The organism is Achromobacter spanius, from assembly GCF_003994415.1.
GTDB lineage: Bacteria > Pseudomonadota > Gammaproteobacteria > Burkholderiales > Burkholderiaceae_B > Achromobacter > Achromobacter spanius_C.
Genome location: NZ_CP034689.1, coordinates 6,197,085 through 6,211,499, shown reverse-complemented (window position 1 = coordinate 6,211,499; position 14,415 = coordinate 6,197,085). Strand labels below are relative to the sequence as shown.

The window sequence follows — 14,415 nt, the reverse complement described above, 5'->3', positions numbered from 1 at the left end:
GTCTACAAATAGATCTTGCAGTTCGCGAATGCGGAACATCATAGATGCGCTCCAGAATTTAGATCAATCGCAACGGGTCACAGTTAGGATGCGAGCTCGATAGAAGCCAAGTACGGCAACAGCTCGCGAATCTGCTGAATCGAGCGTGCAGACAGCCTTACCTCAAGCAGGCGGTCGAGATCGACGACTTGCTCGGTTAATGAAGGTGCGGCATCAGAAACCATGCGGCAGAACTGAAGAAGGCTTCGGGCCCTCGAATGGAGCTCAAATTCCTGAACGCTTGCGCCCGGAGACGGAAGCGGGGCGCTTCCCAAATAGGTAACGTATCGGTTCACGCATTCCCCATCCTCATGGAAGTCATCATGAAGGAGTTTTTGCGGGGAATCTTCTGCCCATAGTGTGGCATTCCCGAAAGCCGCTTCGGCTTGCTGCAATGCGGCTAGATCGTTCGGCGCTTCTACGCCGACCTTTATGAGATGCCGATACGCGACTTCGAAAGTTACGATGAAATTTGAGGGCGTTGTCATTGGTCATATCCAAGCGACAGCGGGCACCCTGCGGGAGGTTGCCCGCAAGGGTTAAGAAAACACTCCAGGTCTGGAGGACCTTGGCCTGGGCAAAAGCCCATGGAGCCGAACCAAAAGGATGCCGGTTACGCCGGCGGCGGCCCAGTAACGCTGGGCTTCGTGGAACGCTGGCCTAAGTGCATGGAGATACGCTTAGGGCAGCGCCCTCGCGAACGCGAGGGGCTGTTTCAATAAGGCTTGAGTCACCGGATGTTGACCAGACGGCCCAAGCGCGCTCCTGGCGTGAAGTCGATTCCGACGATGGTCGGTACGAACTTGTCGCGCATCACGATCGTGGTGCGAACATCGCCATTGCTGGCTTCTTCAAGCTGAACTTCCTGGACTTTGACCTTGATCGTGTCTCCCCGGATAAGCAGCTTGGTCCCGTCGTCGCCCTCCACTACGCCACTTATCTGTCCGGCCGCGAGCGCAAGCGCAAGATGCCAGTCAGAGAGGTTGCAGAGCGGGCGTCGATGAGTGACTTCACCGGTCGAAAAGAAGCGTCCGAGCTGCGGCCATAAAGTCGAAGGTGCTATGCGTTGAAGCTCGTCACGTAACTGTTCGGCGTCGATTTTCGTGGACAGAAATGCGAGCTGACCGGCAACGTGCGGCACAAGATAGGGTGCAGTGGTCCATTCAGCGGGTAGCTCGGACGGAAGTGCTCCTTGCCCAATTTCGACCAACCTTTTCACAACATTGGGGTCAGGTGAGTCGGAACGCCTCTTTACACCGAAGACGACAAGCTGCCGAAACTCCTGCTCAGGCGCCAAGTGGGCCCGCACCCCTTCAAAGTTCCGGGAGATCATGGTCGCAAATTGCTTGTCCATCACATAGTGTGGGACGATCAAGACCAGCACGCCGCCGAAAGCGAGCGATGGCACCGCGGCCTGGTAGAAGACCTTTTCCAAGCGGTCATAGTGCCGGTCGCCAGTGTGCCCCTTGTCGGCCACCACGGCTCCATAAGGGGGATTTAAGAACAGGAGGCTCATAGACCGCGCTGATACAAACACATCGTGGACATCAGCGTGAAGTGCTGACGAGAGGAGCTCCTTTGCGTGCCAGGCGCGGCTCCGGTCAAATTCGACGCCATACGTCACTGTGGACTTTGAGGCATGAAACGCGTCCAGAGCGGAAGCCACCCAGTTAAGGGCGCTTCCTTCTCCGCAGCAGGGGTCATAGAGCCTTGCCCCCGCATCAGGATCGAGCAGCTCAAGGGCGGAGCAAACTCGCTTCAGTGTCTCCTCGTCGGTTGGAAAATAGCCGTTGCGAATGAAGTTCTGCGCGAGCCTAGGAAAGATAAGTGCCATGGGGTTCTGCCTGTAGTGGAGGTTTGAAGCGCGGGCCGGCTGAAGCCGGACCTGCGCATCGAGGGATTGGTGTTATTTGACGTGCCAGGTTTGAGATGCAGCACGGAAGCTGTAGTTGAGTCGCTTCCCGAGCCAATCGCGCTGCGACCGGAACAGCGCGCGGTCGACCGACGGATCTAGCTTTACTGGCTGCCGGGCTTTGATCAGCTCCGTAAGCTCAGCGCCGAAGACTTCCAAGAGCTCGCTGTCCTCGAAGGGCACGCTTGACGCCGTGGGCTGCTCGGCGGTCGCAAGTGGAGCGCTCGCTGCGGGAGGAGGAGGGGCCTCTTCCGCCGACAAGACCTTTGGAGTTGCGGCCTCGCTCTGCGTAGCGATCGATGGGGAACTGCGTTCTTCATCCGCTGGATCGGGCTCGGTCGCCTGAGTGGCAATCTCCGAGTCGCCAGGGTCGTCGCTGTCTAGCATCACGTCCGCGAGCATGGCGCGAATCTCAATTGTGATCTTCCCGTACCACGTGTATGAGTGCGGATAGATCTTCGAGATTAGAAACTCGCCGGGGTAGGAGCCCGACTGAAACTGCTCCAAGATCTTGTCCTTGATTTTGAATTCACCGATTGCGGTTTGCAGCTCACCGACATTGAAGTCGCCGTTGCCGCCTCGAATCGTCTTGACCTCCAGCGTGCCGGGGATCTTGATCATGGTGTTGCTCCAGAAAAAAAAGCGGCCCCTTAGGGGCCAAGATGAATGAGAGGGGCTGCGCGGGAATGCAAACCCGCGCGAGGGATGGACTGGATTGCGTCAGGCCCTACGAATTCGCGGTTCCTGTGGCAGTTTCCAGAATTTTTACGTCACTTCCGAAGATGCGTCGGGGTTGAGGTGCTGCTCAAGTTTCGTTTTGATTTCTTGCGCAACACCTCTCCATGAATGGGGGTGGATGAGATGATTCTCAGGCCAGTTTTGGAGATCTTCGTCGCTGAACTTCGCGACGCTCGTCGCGTGCTTGAGGAGCGCGTCTACGACAAACATTTGAGCGAGCGGGCCATAGGAGGAGAACTCCATTAAGTCCGTGACGCACTCAACGTTTGTCATTCTTTCTCGGTTTGAGTGGTGAGGCATAGTTGGGCCTTTAAGAGGGAGGCCCCCCAATCGGGAGGCCCCGATGGGTCAATGAGAACAGCAGTCTTAGATCGGATGTTCGGAGAACGTGCCATCCGCCTGGTGTGTGACGAGGCGGTTGCCCACGTTATTGCGACGATCCGCAAGCACCTCGACGTACATGCTCTCGGGAAGGGTAATGCCGAGTCGATGCAAGACTCCGCGGAAGTAATCGAGGTCCAACCCAAAGGGATTTCGCTCGTAAAGATTTGAATAAAGGAAGTCGCCGCCGAATTCGCCGTCGTCGTCTGCATCCGGATCAGTGTCAAGAAGCTCGACCGGCTTCGGTATGACCAGGAAGAAATGGCCCATGGGGCGGTCCCAGCCTAGATTGACCGTGATGGCATGGCCGTTGTGCAGGGTTTTGAAGAAATGATTGCTCATCGCAAGCTCCGAAGAAGAGCCCACTCGCCCGTTCGGGCGTGGGCCCGGTAGGGGAAGGAGCAGGGCGTCCAATGGGCGCCACTGCTTGGGTTTAAATCGGGATGACGCGAACTGCGCCGGCACCGCTCAGGACTTGGACCCGTTGGCCAGGCTTGAGCGGGATGTCAGCCTCCTGCGCGATTGCTTGGGTTTGACCACTATCGAGTCGTACAACGACTTCGATGCCAGCGGCTTCGGACACCTTGCGTTCGACAGAATTGCCGGCGATACCGCCGATGAGCGCGCCTATGGCTGCCGCGACATAGGACCCCTTGTGGTTTCCGATGGCGCTGCCCGCCAATCCGCCTAGTGCGGAACCTGCTGCCATGCCTGCCCCGGAGTTGTAGCCGGCCTGAATGGTGATTGGTCGTGCCGAAATGACCGTCCCCGATTGGACCTGCTGCACCTGCTGAGCTTGCTGGTAGCTGTACACGCCGCCTGAGGCGCTCTGATTTGCACATCCGGCGAGAAGGCCGGTCACCGCGATCGAGGTGACAATAGCCGCACGTCGGGTGTTGCCTCGGCTATGCGTGAAGCCGTGGGCGCATGCGCGCACGGCCACGTAGGCCCGCGGTGCCAGGGAAATAGCCCCCCAGACAATGGCGCCGACGCAGATGCCAAAGGCGATAGAAAGGCTTGCAACGCTGAACGTTGAACTCATGTCGGTTCTCCTGAATGAAAAAGGGGAACCGCCGCCCCATTCGGGGAGGAAAGTTCCCCGATGGGCTGAAAAGACACTCCTGGTCGCTAGGACCTGCGGTCACCGAATGGTGGAGCCAAACCGCAGCACTGCAAAAGATGCCAGATGAGCTCTGACGGGCATACTGGGCGGAATCCTACACACAATCTCAACGGTTTGGCAAGAGGGCTACCGAGCTTTTTTGGAGCTTGCCGCCGCTCTATGATGGTTGCGGTGCTGCGGTGGCAGCGTCCTGTTTTGCCGTGGCTTAGGAATAAACTTGAACTCCGTATTTTCAATCCCGAAGTACGTGACACGATCGGTGTTTGCGGGGCTCGGCCTGGTCGCGGTGATCGCACTGTCTGGTTGCGCGACAACCTCCGGTGCCCTGCATGTCGCGCCGGAGGGATTGGACTTCGACTACACGGTCAGTTCGGACGGCGGCCACGTTGCGGTACGCGCATTTGGTGACCATGGAAAAATCATTCTGGTCCTGGACCAGCCGTTGCCGTCGAAGCTGCGGTCGGTGCCAATTGAACTGCCAGGAGGGGCTCGGGGAGATGCCGAGGTGCGAGGCAACTACGTTTTTGTACCTGGCAGGCCGGACCGCTTCTCCGTGCTGCTGCCTGCAGGCCGCGTTGATGTCGTTCGATCGTCTGTTCTCGCAGCGGCAGGGTCCGACTCCGACCACATACCCGTCCAAAGCCCACCAACCGCCTCTGGCGACGAGGGCGACGGCGACGAAGTTGAATCCAACCTCGACTGGAGTGCTTCGGAGGTTCAAAACGGCGCTGCAGCTCCGGTCCTACAACAAGGCGGGCCAGTGCCAGCGCGGCCTGTCGGCTATAACGATCTCCGGCTGGGGCCACTGCCGCCCACAGGTGAACAACCTCGATGAAGGAACTCGCAATGAACATTATTTCTCCCTGGGCAAGCAAGTGCCGTGCTGGAACTCAGGCAAGACACGAACGTCTTGGTGACGTGTCAATCCTCGCTGAATGTGGGGATAGCCGAGAAGTCGAAACAGTGACGCTGGACAGCGAAGGGTGCGAAGTGCGCGCTGTCGAAACGGTGCCGGCGGCGGAACTGACGTCGGTCGACCCGTGCCGAGACTTGCTGCCGCGCCGAGCTCCCGCGACCATACTTTCCTTTAAGGCTCCGAGTCCGGAGTGAGGGACTTTCCTCTCTCTCGAAAATTGGTGTGGTGCTGCAGGAAATTCCATTGATTTCTTCATCGCCGAAACGTAAGATGTCGGCTAGAAAGCCGTCCGACAGCTTATGTCGGAATCTTTTGTAGCACTGCGGTTTGGCTCCACCATTCGGTGACCGCAGGTCCTAGCGACCAGGAGTGTCTTTTCAGCCCATCGGGGAACTTTCCTCCCCGAATGGGGCGGCGGTTCCCCTTTTCTTTAGGAGATCCGTCATGGCTCAAGCAAACACCCCCAAGTACTTCGATGCTCATCTTCGTGGCCTCGGCTATGTTCGTCGTGTTCGCGAAGTTAAGCCCAAGAAAGGTGCTCCGTTCCTTGCGTGCAGCATCAGCATCTTTCACGGTGAGGCGCAGGAAGGCAGTGCGGATTCACTCACCTGGCTCAATTGCGACGTAAAGGTCGTCGGCAAAGACGCCATCAAGGTCATGAGCGAAAAGCTTCAAGAAGCCGCGAACGACTCCAGCCGCAAGGTCCTGGCGTCCGTGACCATCGGCGATCCGTACATCGACACCTACAAGATCACGAGCGGCACCCGTGCCGGTCAAACAGGGGTGGTCCTCAAGGGCCGCTTACTGAAGATCCACATGGCGAAAGTTGATGGCGTGATGGTTTATCAGTACGTTGAACCCGAGGCTTCGGCCGATGGCGTTCGAACTGGCACGGATGACAACTGAGTCCTAGCCAACCCCGGAAACTCCACACACGTGGAGTTTTCTTCAATGTGCGCCGGTGGTGCATATTGAAGAAGACTTCGCAGGTTGTTCAGTGCGCGCCGCACTCAAAAAGGCGCATCCCGAATATCTGGTTAGGCTGCTGAACAGGCCAGATGAAAAAAGCAGTGTCCTCCACCCTCAGTCGATTCGGTGAATTGGCGTTCCTCGATCGAAATTGAGCTACCCGTCGCGGCCCTGAACCGGCCGCGGCTCTCTCTTCCGATCCCGGCTCTGTCCAGGGCAGGGCACACTTGGCCCGAGTAGGCTTGCCAGAGGCGACTTCGTCGTCTGTGGCAAGCCTATAGTCAAGCTTACTCGGGCGCCAACCCTATCCGCTATCCCAGGCCAGCAGCGGCCCGTAACGCTCGCAACCTTAGCGCATGAAGCGCTCCAACCCCCGCCCGGCACCGCCGGACGGGGGTTTTTGTTGGCCTTGCGGTTAAAGGACGTACACAATCGCCCCGTCGGGCACACCGGGCGGCAACGAAAGGACTGCCGCCCCGCCAGAAGGCGAGCTCAGAATACCGCTCCTGGCGACGCCAAAGAGAATCGGCAGGCCATCCTCGTCGTCCGGGAACATCCGGTATAGATCTACCGCGCGTCCGCCTGGAAGAAAGTAGATGTAGGCGGTGCCACCCACAACGACATTGCCCGTGCCGAACTGTGGGCTGAACCAGGTCGGAAGGTCGAGCGCCGTGGACGGGGCTGATCCAGAAAACGTTGGGTTAGATTTTGCAAACCTGGCTACTGAATTCGCGTAGATGCGCAGACTGCCTCCGGACACGACCGCCTCGTGCTGCTGCTGCATATCCAACGTAGTCTGCTCCGACGTGGAGGCCAGAGATGCAATTAGGATGAACAGCGCCAGCAGCGGAATCATCAGTATGCTCATAGCTGTGCGTCCTTTGGGACGGGGTCGCCGCCGGAGGTGGTCAAGAGATCCCGCAGCACGTGTAGCCGTGCCCGACGTTGCCCGCGTACAGGCTCTTTCCCATGACGTTGTAGAAATTCTGGTTCCTGCCTGCGCTGGTTACGCTGGTTACGATCATGCCGGCCGGGCACCAAGAGTTGTCCGTAGGGAGGTAATTATCGGCACGTCCCGCGAAGTAGTACTCGCAGCGAAATTGTCCTCCGCCAGACTTTCGCCACACTCCGGCCTGGCAGGATAGGGGTTCACCGATTCCCGTCCTGGCCACCAGGCCGTTTGCTTCGCATGCCCAGCCTTCGTTGGCGACCCCGCCGACGTACACGTATTCGTAGGCGTTGAGGCGTCCGTGAGAATAGGTTTGGCCCATCGAACGTAGTGCCCCGCCGCGGACTTCGCCTGCAGTGACCACATGATTGTCATTTAGAACGCGAAGCCAGCCATCGTTGCCTGCTGTATACCAGCCGCTACGGGTAGATCCGTCAGCGTTCTGTATTACCAGTGCGCTCTTAGTATTGATATTGCCGGAGGCCTCCACGGTCTGAGTGCGAACGGTGCGTGTGTTATTGAGGTCATTGCCATTCATGTCGATACTCGTGTTCATCCGGTTGACCTCTGGCCTCCCAGCGACCGAATTTCGATAGAGATAGTCCGTAACCTGGCCGGCGCTGTTGAAGAACAGCGCGGTGGCCAAGTTGCCGCCGGGCAATGCCAGTCCGAAGCCGGAAACCGGCACCTGCCAGCTTCCCATTGAGCCTTGAGCTATGGCGGGCTGGCGCGCGAGAACGAACCCGCCTCCCTCCAGCAATGCAGCGGTACGACGCAGGTCTTGTTCCGGAATGTCGCCGCCACCTGTCACCAGGAGTGCTTCGAGAATGTTCTGGCCACCCTGCGTTACGCGGCGTACTGCGAGCGTATAGGCCTGGCCGTAAGGATTGAGCGCGGGCAGGGCGGCGGGCAGGTTCCCAGCGTTGCGGATCGTGTCCAGTGAGATCGTGACAGGACCGCCGGCGGTAGCAGCCAGAAGAGATGCATAGTTGTTTTTGACGTATGCCGCAGCGGCGTTGCCCACCTGTTTTTGATGAAATGCCGCTTGGCGGCTTGTGAGCGTGGCCATGTAGTCGGTCTGGTTCCAGAGCCATGCTCCCAGGCCTATCGCGAAGAGAAGGAGCACCAGCATGCCCTCGACCATTGTGAAGCCCGCCTGCTTTCGCCTTGAAGCGGTCAATTGGTAGCGTCGGTTCATAATCTGTTCCCGAAGATGGCAGCGGCTTTCTGCGCTGCAATTTCTGTGTTCAGTCCGGCGAAGTCGCCTTTGCGGATCTTGGCCCGGATGGCAGTGTCCTCTTTGCCATCCAACACCAGCCAGTTGATTTGCAGGCGCTTGGCAATCCCAGTGCCTGTTTTGACTGTTTCAAGCTGTTGGTGAATCACCGCGCTGATGTTGTCAGCCAGCATGGCGTTGAACGACTCAACCGATGCGCCCGAGCCAGCGCATAGCGATTGCAGTTTGGTGAAAGTGAGCTCCGGACTGTCTGCGTGCAGTGTGGTGAGGACGGGCCATCCGTTGCCGCTTACACGGACGACCTCGATTGCGGAGGACGGGTCGCGGGTCTCCCCAAGATAGAAGATGTTCGCGCGAGAACGCAGCCCTCGCATAAGCTGCTCTTGGTAACCGCCATGCTCGCGTGCCACCTCGATTTGAATCGCGCGGCCCCTCCCGTGCATGCCATTCAACGATGTTTCAGGCGGATCAGCCAACGCGATGCCAAGCCCACCATGCCGTTCAAGCCGGTCGATGAAGATCGCATCAGCGGTGGACGTCTTTCCGTGGCGCATTCCTCCCGACACGACGACTAGGCCACTCAGCTTCGGCTGTATCAAATGGTTGAATAGCCGGTCCGCCATACCGAGCGATCTCAGCGGTCGTGTCTTCACATCCGCGCGGGCCAGGATGAATATGTCCTGCGAGTCCACGTCGAAGAGCTGCGTCACCCTGAACTTCTCCTCGCCTAGGGTGGCGGTGAACTCCGACTTCGTCAGTGTCCGCAGTGCCTGCCTGCATTGCTGACGCAGCAGATTGACGTCCGCCTGCAGGTGGCCCGGGACCTTGTCTGAGAGCGATTGACTTCCCTCCAGTTCACGAAGCTCGGCGTAGTCGGGCCCGATGATCATATCGACGAATCTCAGGTCGAGGAGGCTGGTTGCCTCCTCCAAGGTAACGGGTGTGTTGTCCATCAGCGTGCAGTCATTACAAGGTCAACATTGCCGGTGGTTGGGCAATTGGTCATGCTGACGAACTGAGCCGTCCGGGAGAGGTTGGCGCGCAGAGGGATGCAATTGCTGCTGGGGACAGCCCGGTAGGTAATCACGAACTGGGTGGCCGATCCAACGACAGTCACCTCGCCATCCCAACTGTGATACAGCGTGCCCGTCGTCGCGCCGACCATGTTGCTCGGAATCGCGCCGGCGGCTTGTAGCGCCGCAGTTGTGACATTGGCGTACCCATTCATGTCCCGGAGGAGCTTGGCCCCCTTGACGAGCTGGGCGATGTTCTGAGCTTCCGTGTTGTTCTCGGTGTCCTTATTGAGGACGTAGTAGCCTCCAAAGATGGCGCTGGCCACGATAACGGCAAGCAGCATCCACGCCAGGAAATCGGCGACGGAGGCTCCTGCTTGGCGAGCTACCGGCGTGCCGGCGTGAGGAAGCGCATAGCCAGTGACCTTCTGCGAAGCGCCGTCGGATAGCGACTCGCGATCGGCTGGTGCAGCGGTGCAGGAAGGGTCGATGTTAAGGGTCATGTGATGCTCCAATAAACGGGAGTAGTTGTGCAACGCGCCTTCGGCGCGCAGTTAGAAAACTCGATCGCCCATCGCGGCGGTCTGAAGTCCGAATAGTCCGAAGAAAATCACGGCGGCGAGTGCGGTTACGCCAATCAAGCCCAGGAAGAAGATGACCTTGCCCGACGCCTCAAGCCGCAGCGCGGCGTTCTCTGCCGAGTTGGCAGCAAACTCAGACAGCGCATAGGCGAATCCCTCGCGCGAGGCGATTGTGGTGATGTACGCGATCGATTCTTCGTCCGGGAACTTGTGACCTGCCAGGTCTAGCGCGACGCCAAGGTTTTTGCCCATACTGAGGCCATACATAGTGTCTTGCAGGCGCTGTTGCAGCCAGGGGCTCGCGTGCTTATGGATATGCACCATGGTTTGCAGCAAATCCGCACCGGCATTAAGCAGGATTGCGAGATTGGAAAAAAAAACCGCGCCCTGCATGGTCTTGTACGTGGACCATGGGGGAATGCGTTCGAACGCCAGCCTCATTGATCCGGTCCAGTTGGGCAGCGACCAACGGATCGCAAAGCCAACCGCGACAAGGCCGGCCAGGATGAAAATGCCGAAATGCCGGATGGTTTCGCTCATCCAGTAGACAAAGGCGGTGTACCCCGTCCAAGTTGTTGGATCCGAGCCTCTGGCGAAAACTGGGACCACCTTGAAGGAGACAAAAGCCAGTAGCACGGCGGCCATAGTTAGAATCACTGCCGGGTACGCGACAGCGCTAATAATTGCGGCGCGGACACGTGCCTGGCGCTTGATGTGCTTTATGGCGTCTTCGCACCCGGTGGCGATGTCCCCCGCTTTCTGGGCTGAAGCGAGCATAGAGATCTCGGTGCCCGGAAGCCAACCTTCGAGTGCCTCGGAAAACCGATCGCCGCTCATCCCGCTGGAAAGGCGCACTAGCACCTCGTGTGCGAAGACCGCGATAGTCGCCTTCGGGCGACGACCATTGCGGCTATGCGCCTTCTGAATGTCGACAAGGGCGTCGAAGACCGGAACCTTCGATCGCGCCATGGCGTAGAGGGTTCGGTAGATCACTATGCGGCGACGCGAGCTAAGCTTTGCCATGACGAGAGCTCCGGCGGTTGAAGAGTGTCCGCTGGGCGCGGCGCGTGCGCCTGGCCTTGCGCGGCCCTATGCCTTCAGCGAGCCAGTCGTCGCTGTCTAGCGGCCGAACCATAAGCTCGCCGAGATCCGGATCCACGCGGCCTGCTTCGATCAATCGGATCAGATGCCCGCACTGGGTTACGCCACCCATCTCCTGCACCCAATATTTCTGCGCAGCGAACGTCCCGTTCTTACGGTAGACCGACATCAGTGAGGGGGTCGGGGACACCACTTCGGCGCAGACGGTACGTCCGACCAGGCCGCGGCGGCAATGCGAGCAGCCCTCGCCTCGAATCCGAACACCCGATACGTCGCAGACTCGCCTAACCCGGTCGCGAAGCCCCGGCTCAAGTTCGCCCTCCGCTTTGGCGAACGGCTTGCTGCAATGCCGACATAGGACCGGAACTAGGGCCTGGTTGATGATGCCGATGAACAGGGTTGGATCGGTGAGCAAATTGCGTGGCACGCCGGAATCTTCGAGCCTGTCAAAAGCGCTCATAGCATCCTTGACGTGCAGCGTTGCAAGGGTAGGGTGGCCGGTTAGCGCTGCGCGGATAGCAGCTCTCACCGAGGCCTTCCCACGAATCTCGCCGATCAGAATCGAGTCCGGATCTGACCTCAGCATGTGATCGATGGCATCGACCCACGCTGCTTCAACGTCTTCTTCGCTGGTGCCTGCCGGGATAATCGGTTCCTGAACTGCCACGTAGACGGCCTCGGCGCCATTGCGGACGGTGACCACCCGAATGGGCTGCTCGACGGGGTCTTCGGCCGTCGCGACGATGAGCTCCCCTTCTGCTTGCAGCAACGCTTGCTTCAGGTAGTGGTTCAGTGTGGTGGACTTGCCCGAGCCAGTGGTCCCTGTCACCAATACGATTCCGGACGTCTTGCGGCCGAATGATCGAATTTGGGCACATTGTTCGGGCAGGTAGCCGAGCTCCGCCATGGACTTCGGCGAGTCTCCGGTATCGGGATAGAGACGGATGACGAGCTTTCGACCGCGTGCCGCTGGGCCAGTCGCAATCCGGCAAACAAACAATCCCGACTGGCGGGCGTAGCGCTCCATGAGTCGAGCGTTCTGCTTTCGGGACGGCTCGTAGTTGTCGGGCTTCTCGCACATCGACGTGTAGAGCGTGGAGATTAGGTCCTCCGCCACGGCGCGCTCCAGGGTGAATCGACTCTCCGGAATGCCGTTGATTCGGTATTTCACATACGTCTTATCGACGTCGGGAAGAAAGTGAATGTCGCTCGCGCCCAGGCTCGCTGCCTCGGAGATCATTCGATTGATCTGTTCTTGCTGGGCGGTCTTGGTGTTTCCGAGGCCTTCGGCCATGGAGAGCGCAGCGCCGTCCTTCGCGGACTGCTGTAGGCGTTTGATCTCGGTGTGACTGACCGTCCGCAGTTCGAAACTTACTCGGTTGAGGCGAAGGCGCGATATGTATGACATCACACGCATATCGTCGCTGTGCTCTTCGTCCACGTACAGGACGCCGTCGTCGGCCAGCACGACGCGGTCGATTACGTACTCAGGCGCCTGCCAGTCCCCGCCGACAGCGCTGAGATTCTGAACTCGGCGTGCAGGCGCCATGGGCGGGGCGAGTGTCTCGTTCTGGCCTTCGGGCGAGTTGGGGGCATGGATGGTGGTGTCCATTTATGTTTACCTTCCAGGCTGGAATGGAACCGCGGCCCCGGGGAAGGGAGACGTCAGGCGAACAGAGCCCTCGGTAACGCTTTGGGGGGCTTCCGCCGAGAAGCCCAGGCGTAGGTCTTGACCGTTCCGCGTAAGGACCACCCTGTCTACGGAAATTGATTTCACGCGATAGCCTCCGGGGATGTCCTCGCCTGCGCGAGCTGTGGCCTGCGCGCCGCCCGCGTACACCAAAATGGCGGATAGCTTCCCTCCAATCCCTTGTACAGACCGAACCGTAGGAACGCCGGTCGCACTGCGATCTTCGACGCGAGACGTCTTTTCGTAGGCCAGTTTTGCTTCATTCATTCCGGTCAGCGCTTCATAAGTGAGCCTGCGTAGCTGGATTTCGGCGAGGTCTGCGAGGGTGCTCGCGGTTGCGGGGCCAGAGTCGGGCGAGCGCGCGACTTGCCCGACCGCGTGGGAGACAGGTCCGAGCATCAGAGCGACGAACGCCGCTAGGCCAAATACGTTCTTACTTTCCATAGATCTCTCCTTTAAGCGTGTAGGAGAGCTTTCTCTCCTTGAGGGACGTAGACTGCTCCAGCAGCCGCACGCCGCGCGTGTCAAAACCGGCGAAGACGGAGGCGGCAGGCCAATCACTGACGATTTCGAAGGTCGCAGTGCTCCAGTCCGGGGCGGGCTCGCCTACCTGCTCGTTGGGGGTGCTGTGAGTAGGCGGAGCCTTTGGCGCGACCTTGATCGGAATAAGCTGCTTCTGGAGGTGGGAGACAAGGCTATCCACCCTGTGTCCGATCTCCAGCATCTCGTCGTCGCCTCCCGCAGGCGCTTTGGACATGACGCGCACTGTCGCTTGGTCGGCGTCCGCCTGGATCGACACGGCGTATCCCGGGGGAAACACCGCTGCCGCTGCTGCTCTGAACTCCATGACCGTGGCGCCGGGCCGCCGCGCATATGCCGCCTCGTATGAACTCGGCGTGCAGTTTTGCGCGCGGAGTTCCCATGCAGCGACATCCAGTGGTGTCGATCTCGCGGCTGCTATGCAGTGCGAAATCATCGCGGGCACGGAGGGCGTAGTCGTCCATGGATGTACCAAAGCGGCAGGCCGAACGTCCTGGCCACTATCTTTCCGAACGCGCTCCAGCTCGGCCTGGCGGAGCCGTTCAAGGCGTTCTTCGCGCTCGCGTTCGTGCTGGCGCCAGACCATATAGACGATGGTGAGCGCGATGATCGCCGCCACCGAAAGGGCCAGGAGAAGCCATTCGCGGCGACTCAGCCCGAAGCGAAGCGGCTTTAGCTTGTGATCGCGCGTGGCAGCTCGGGCGAGTACCTCCAGCGTGACAGATGCATCACCGCCAAAGTCGAGCTCGGATGGGGCGTAGACGGTGACTTCCTTCCCCTTGGAAGAGAGCAGCGCGTAAAGAGCGCGCACTGCGTCCTGTGCCTGAGCCAGAGTGTCGAAAACAACGTCCGAGTCAGGCACCACGCCGCCATCCTTGAACGCGACAATGGCGAATCGCCCATCTCCGACCGCGAAGGCCGCAATAAGGGGGTCGAGCGTGGACTGCCCCTCTTTACGCAGCAGCAGGTCCGCCACGATCGAGGCGAGGCTGAACATGCCTTTCTGAACTCCCGCTTGCTTGCGCACAAAGCCGGCCTGGATGATTGTGGGCAGTCGGCGAATAGCGACGATGTCCATACCGTCTCGCTTGCCGATCTCGCGCGCCTCTTTCATGACCTTTTGGGGTTGCGAAAGTGTCTGCCAGTACAGACCGGAAACGAGGGACTTTCCGCCGGCCGAGATCACTATCACCCGGCCGGGTTCTGGTTGTTTCGGACCCATAGGC

At 59.4% G+C, this 14,415-nt stretch carries 15 protein-coding genes; 2 read left to right on the top strand and 13 right to left on the bottom strand.

Annotated elements, in window-relative coordinates; genetic code table 11:
- Positions 1-83: 83 nt before the first annotated feature.
- From ELS24_RS28380 to ELS24_RS28355, 5 genes are all read right to left on the bottom strand, one after another.
- Complete coding sequence (locus ELS24_RS28380) at positions 84-527, bottom strand: hypothetical protein (RefSeq protein ID WP_006226471.1); 444 nt, start codon at positions 525-527, stop codon at positions 84-86.
- A gap of 242 nt (positions 528-769) precedes the next feature.
- Positions 770-1,873: a DUF6094 domain-containing protein gene (locus ELS24_RS28375; RefSeq protein WP_006226470.1), complete on the bottom strand. Its 1,104-nt coding sequence runs from the start codon at positions 1,871-1,873 to the stop codon at positions 770-772.
- 72 nt (positions 1,874-1,945) lie between these two features.
- Positions 1,946-2,572 carry a DUF3275 family protein gene (locus ELS24_RS28370; protein ID WP_006226469.1) on the bottom strand — a complete coding sequence of 209 codons (627 nt, stop codon included), beginning with the start codon at positions 2,570-2,572 and terminating at the stop codon, positions 1,946-1,948.
- A 483-nt stretch (positions 2,573-3,055) separates the two neighbouring features.
- The gene (locus ELS24_RS28360) at positions 3,056-3,412 is read right to left on the bottom strand and encodes a hypothetical protein (RefSeq protein WP_006226467.1); all 357 of its coding nucleotides are present in this window, start codon (positions 3,410-3,412) and stop codon (positions 3,056-3,058) included.
- 91 nt (positions 3,413-3,503) lie between these two features.
- Positions 3,504-4,112 carry a glycine zipper 2TM domain-containing protein gene (locus tag ELS24_RS28355; RefSeq protein ID WP_006226466.1) on the bottom strand — a complete coding sequence of 203 codons (609 nt, stop codon included), beginning with the start codon at positions 4,110-4,112 and terminating at the stop codon, positions 3,504-3,506.
- 298 nt (positions 4,113-4,410) lie between these two features.
- Between ELS24_RS28355 and ELS24_RS28350 the strand changes: the two genes are divergently transcribed.
- Together ELS24_RS28350 and ELS24_RS28345 are read left to right on the top strand one after the other, a co-directional pair.
- Complete coding sequence (locus ELS24_RS28350; protein ID WP_124260339.1) at positions 4,411-5,028, top strand: hypothetical protein; 618 nt, start codon at positions 4,411-4,413, stop codon at positions 5,026-5,028.
- A 525-nt stretch (positions 5,029-5,553) separates the two neighbouring features.
- A complete protein-coding gene (locus ELS24_RS28345) occupies positions 5,554-6,015 on the top strand; it encodes a DUF3577 domain-containing protein (RefSeq protein WP_006226465.1) in 462 nt (153 codons plus the stop codon).
- A gap of 478 nt (positions 6,016-6,493) precedes the next feature.
- On the opposite strand, the gene pilM is transcribed toward ELS24_RS28345, so the two are convergent.
- The 8 genes from pilM to pilO2 form a co-directional block, all read right to left on the bottom strand.
- The gene (gene pilM / locus ELS24_RS28340) at positions 6,494-6,946 is read right to left on the bottom strand and encodes a type IV pilus biogenesis protein PilM (RefSeq protein WP_006226464.1); all 453 of its coding nucleotides are present in this window, start codon (positions 6,944-6,946) and stop codon (positions 6,494-6,496) included.
- Positions 6,947-6,986: 40 nt separating this feature from the next.
- On the bottom strand, positions 6,987-8,225 hold the full coding sequence (gene pilV / locus ELS24_RS28335) for a shufflon system plasmid conjugative transfer pilus tip adhesin PilV (protein ID WP_006226463.1): 1,239 nt from the start codon (positions 8,223-8,225) through the stop codon (positions 6,987-6,989).
- Positions 8,222-9,217, bottom strand: coding sequence for an ATPase, T2SS/T4P/T4SS family (locus ELS24_RS28330; protein ID WP_006225788.1), 996 nt, complete (start codon positions 9,215-9,217; stop codon positions 8,222-8,224). The genes pilV and ELS24_RS28330 overlap by 4 nt, the downstream gene beginning before the upstream one ends.
- Positions 9,217-9,780, bottom strand: a complete 564-nt coding sequence (locus ELS24_RS28325; RefSeq protein WP_006225789.1) for a type 4 pilus major pilin — start codon at positions 9,778-9,780, stop codon at positions 9,217-9,219. The genes ELS24_RS28330 and ELS24_RS28325 overlap by 1 nt, the downstream gene beginning before the upstream one ends.
- A 51-nt stretch (positions 9,781-9,831) precedes the next feature.
- Positions 9,832-10,881 carry a type II secretion system F family protein gene (locus tag ELS24_RS28320; protein ID WP_006225790.1) on the bottom strand — a complete coding sequence of 350 codons (1,050 nt, stop codon included), beginning with the start codon at positions 10,879-10,881 and terminating at the stop codon, positions 9,832-9,834.
- Complete coding sequence (locus ELS24_RS28315) at positions 10,868-12,571, bottom strand: GspE/PulE family protein (protein WP_006225791.1); 1,704 nt, start codon at positions 12,569-12,571, stop codon at positions 10,868-10,870. The genes ELS24_RS28320 and ELS24_RS28315 overlap by 14 nt, the downstream gene beginning before the upstream one ends.
- Positions 12,572-12,577: 6 nt before the next feature.
- Positions 12,578-12,916 (bottom strand): type IV pilus biogenesis protein PilP, encoded by a 339-nt coding sequence (pilP, locus tag ELS24_RS28310; RefSeq protein WP_223283304.1) that lies wholly within the window; start codon positions 12,914-12,916, stop codon positions 12,578-12,580.
- A gap of 166 nt (positions 12,917-13,082) precedes the next feature.
- The gene (gene pilO2 / locus ELS24_RS28305; protein WP_006225793.1) at positions 13,083-14,411 is read right to left on the bottom strand and encodes a type 4b pilus protein PilO2; all 1,329 of its coding nucleotides are present in this window, start codon (positions 14,409-14,411) and stop codon (positions 13,083-13,085) included.
- Positions 14,412-14,415 lie beyond the last annotated feature (4 nt).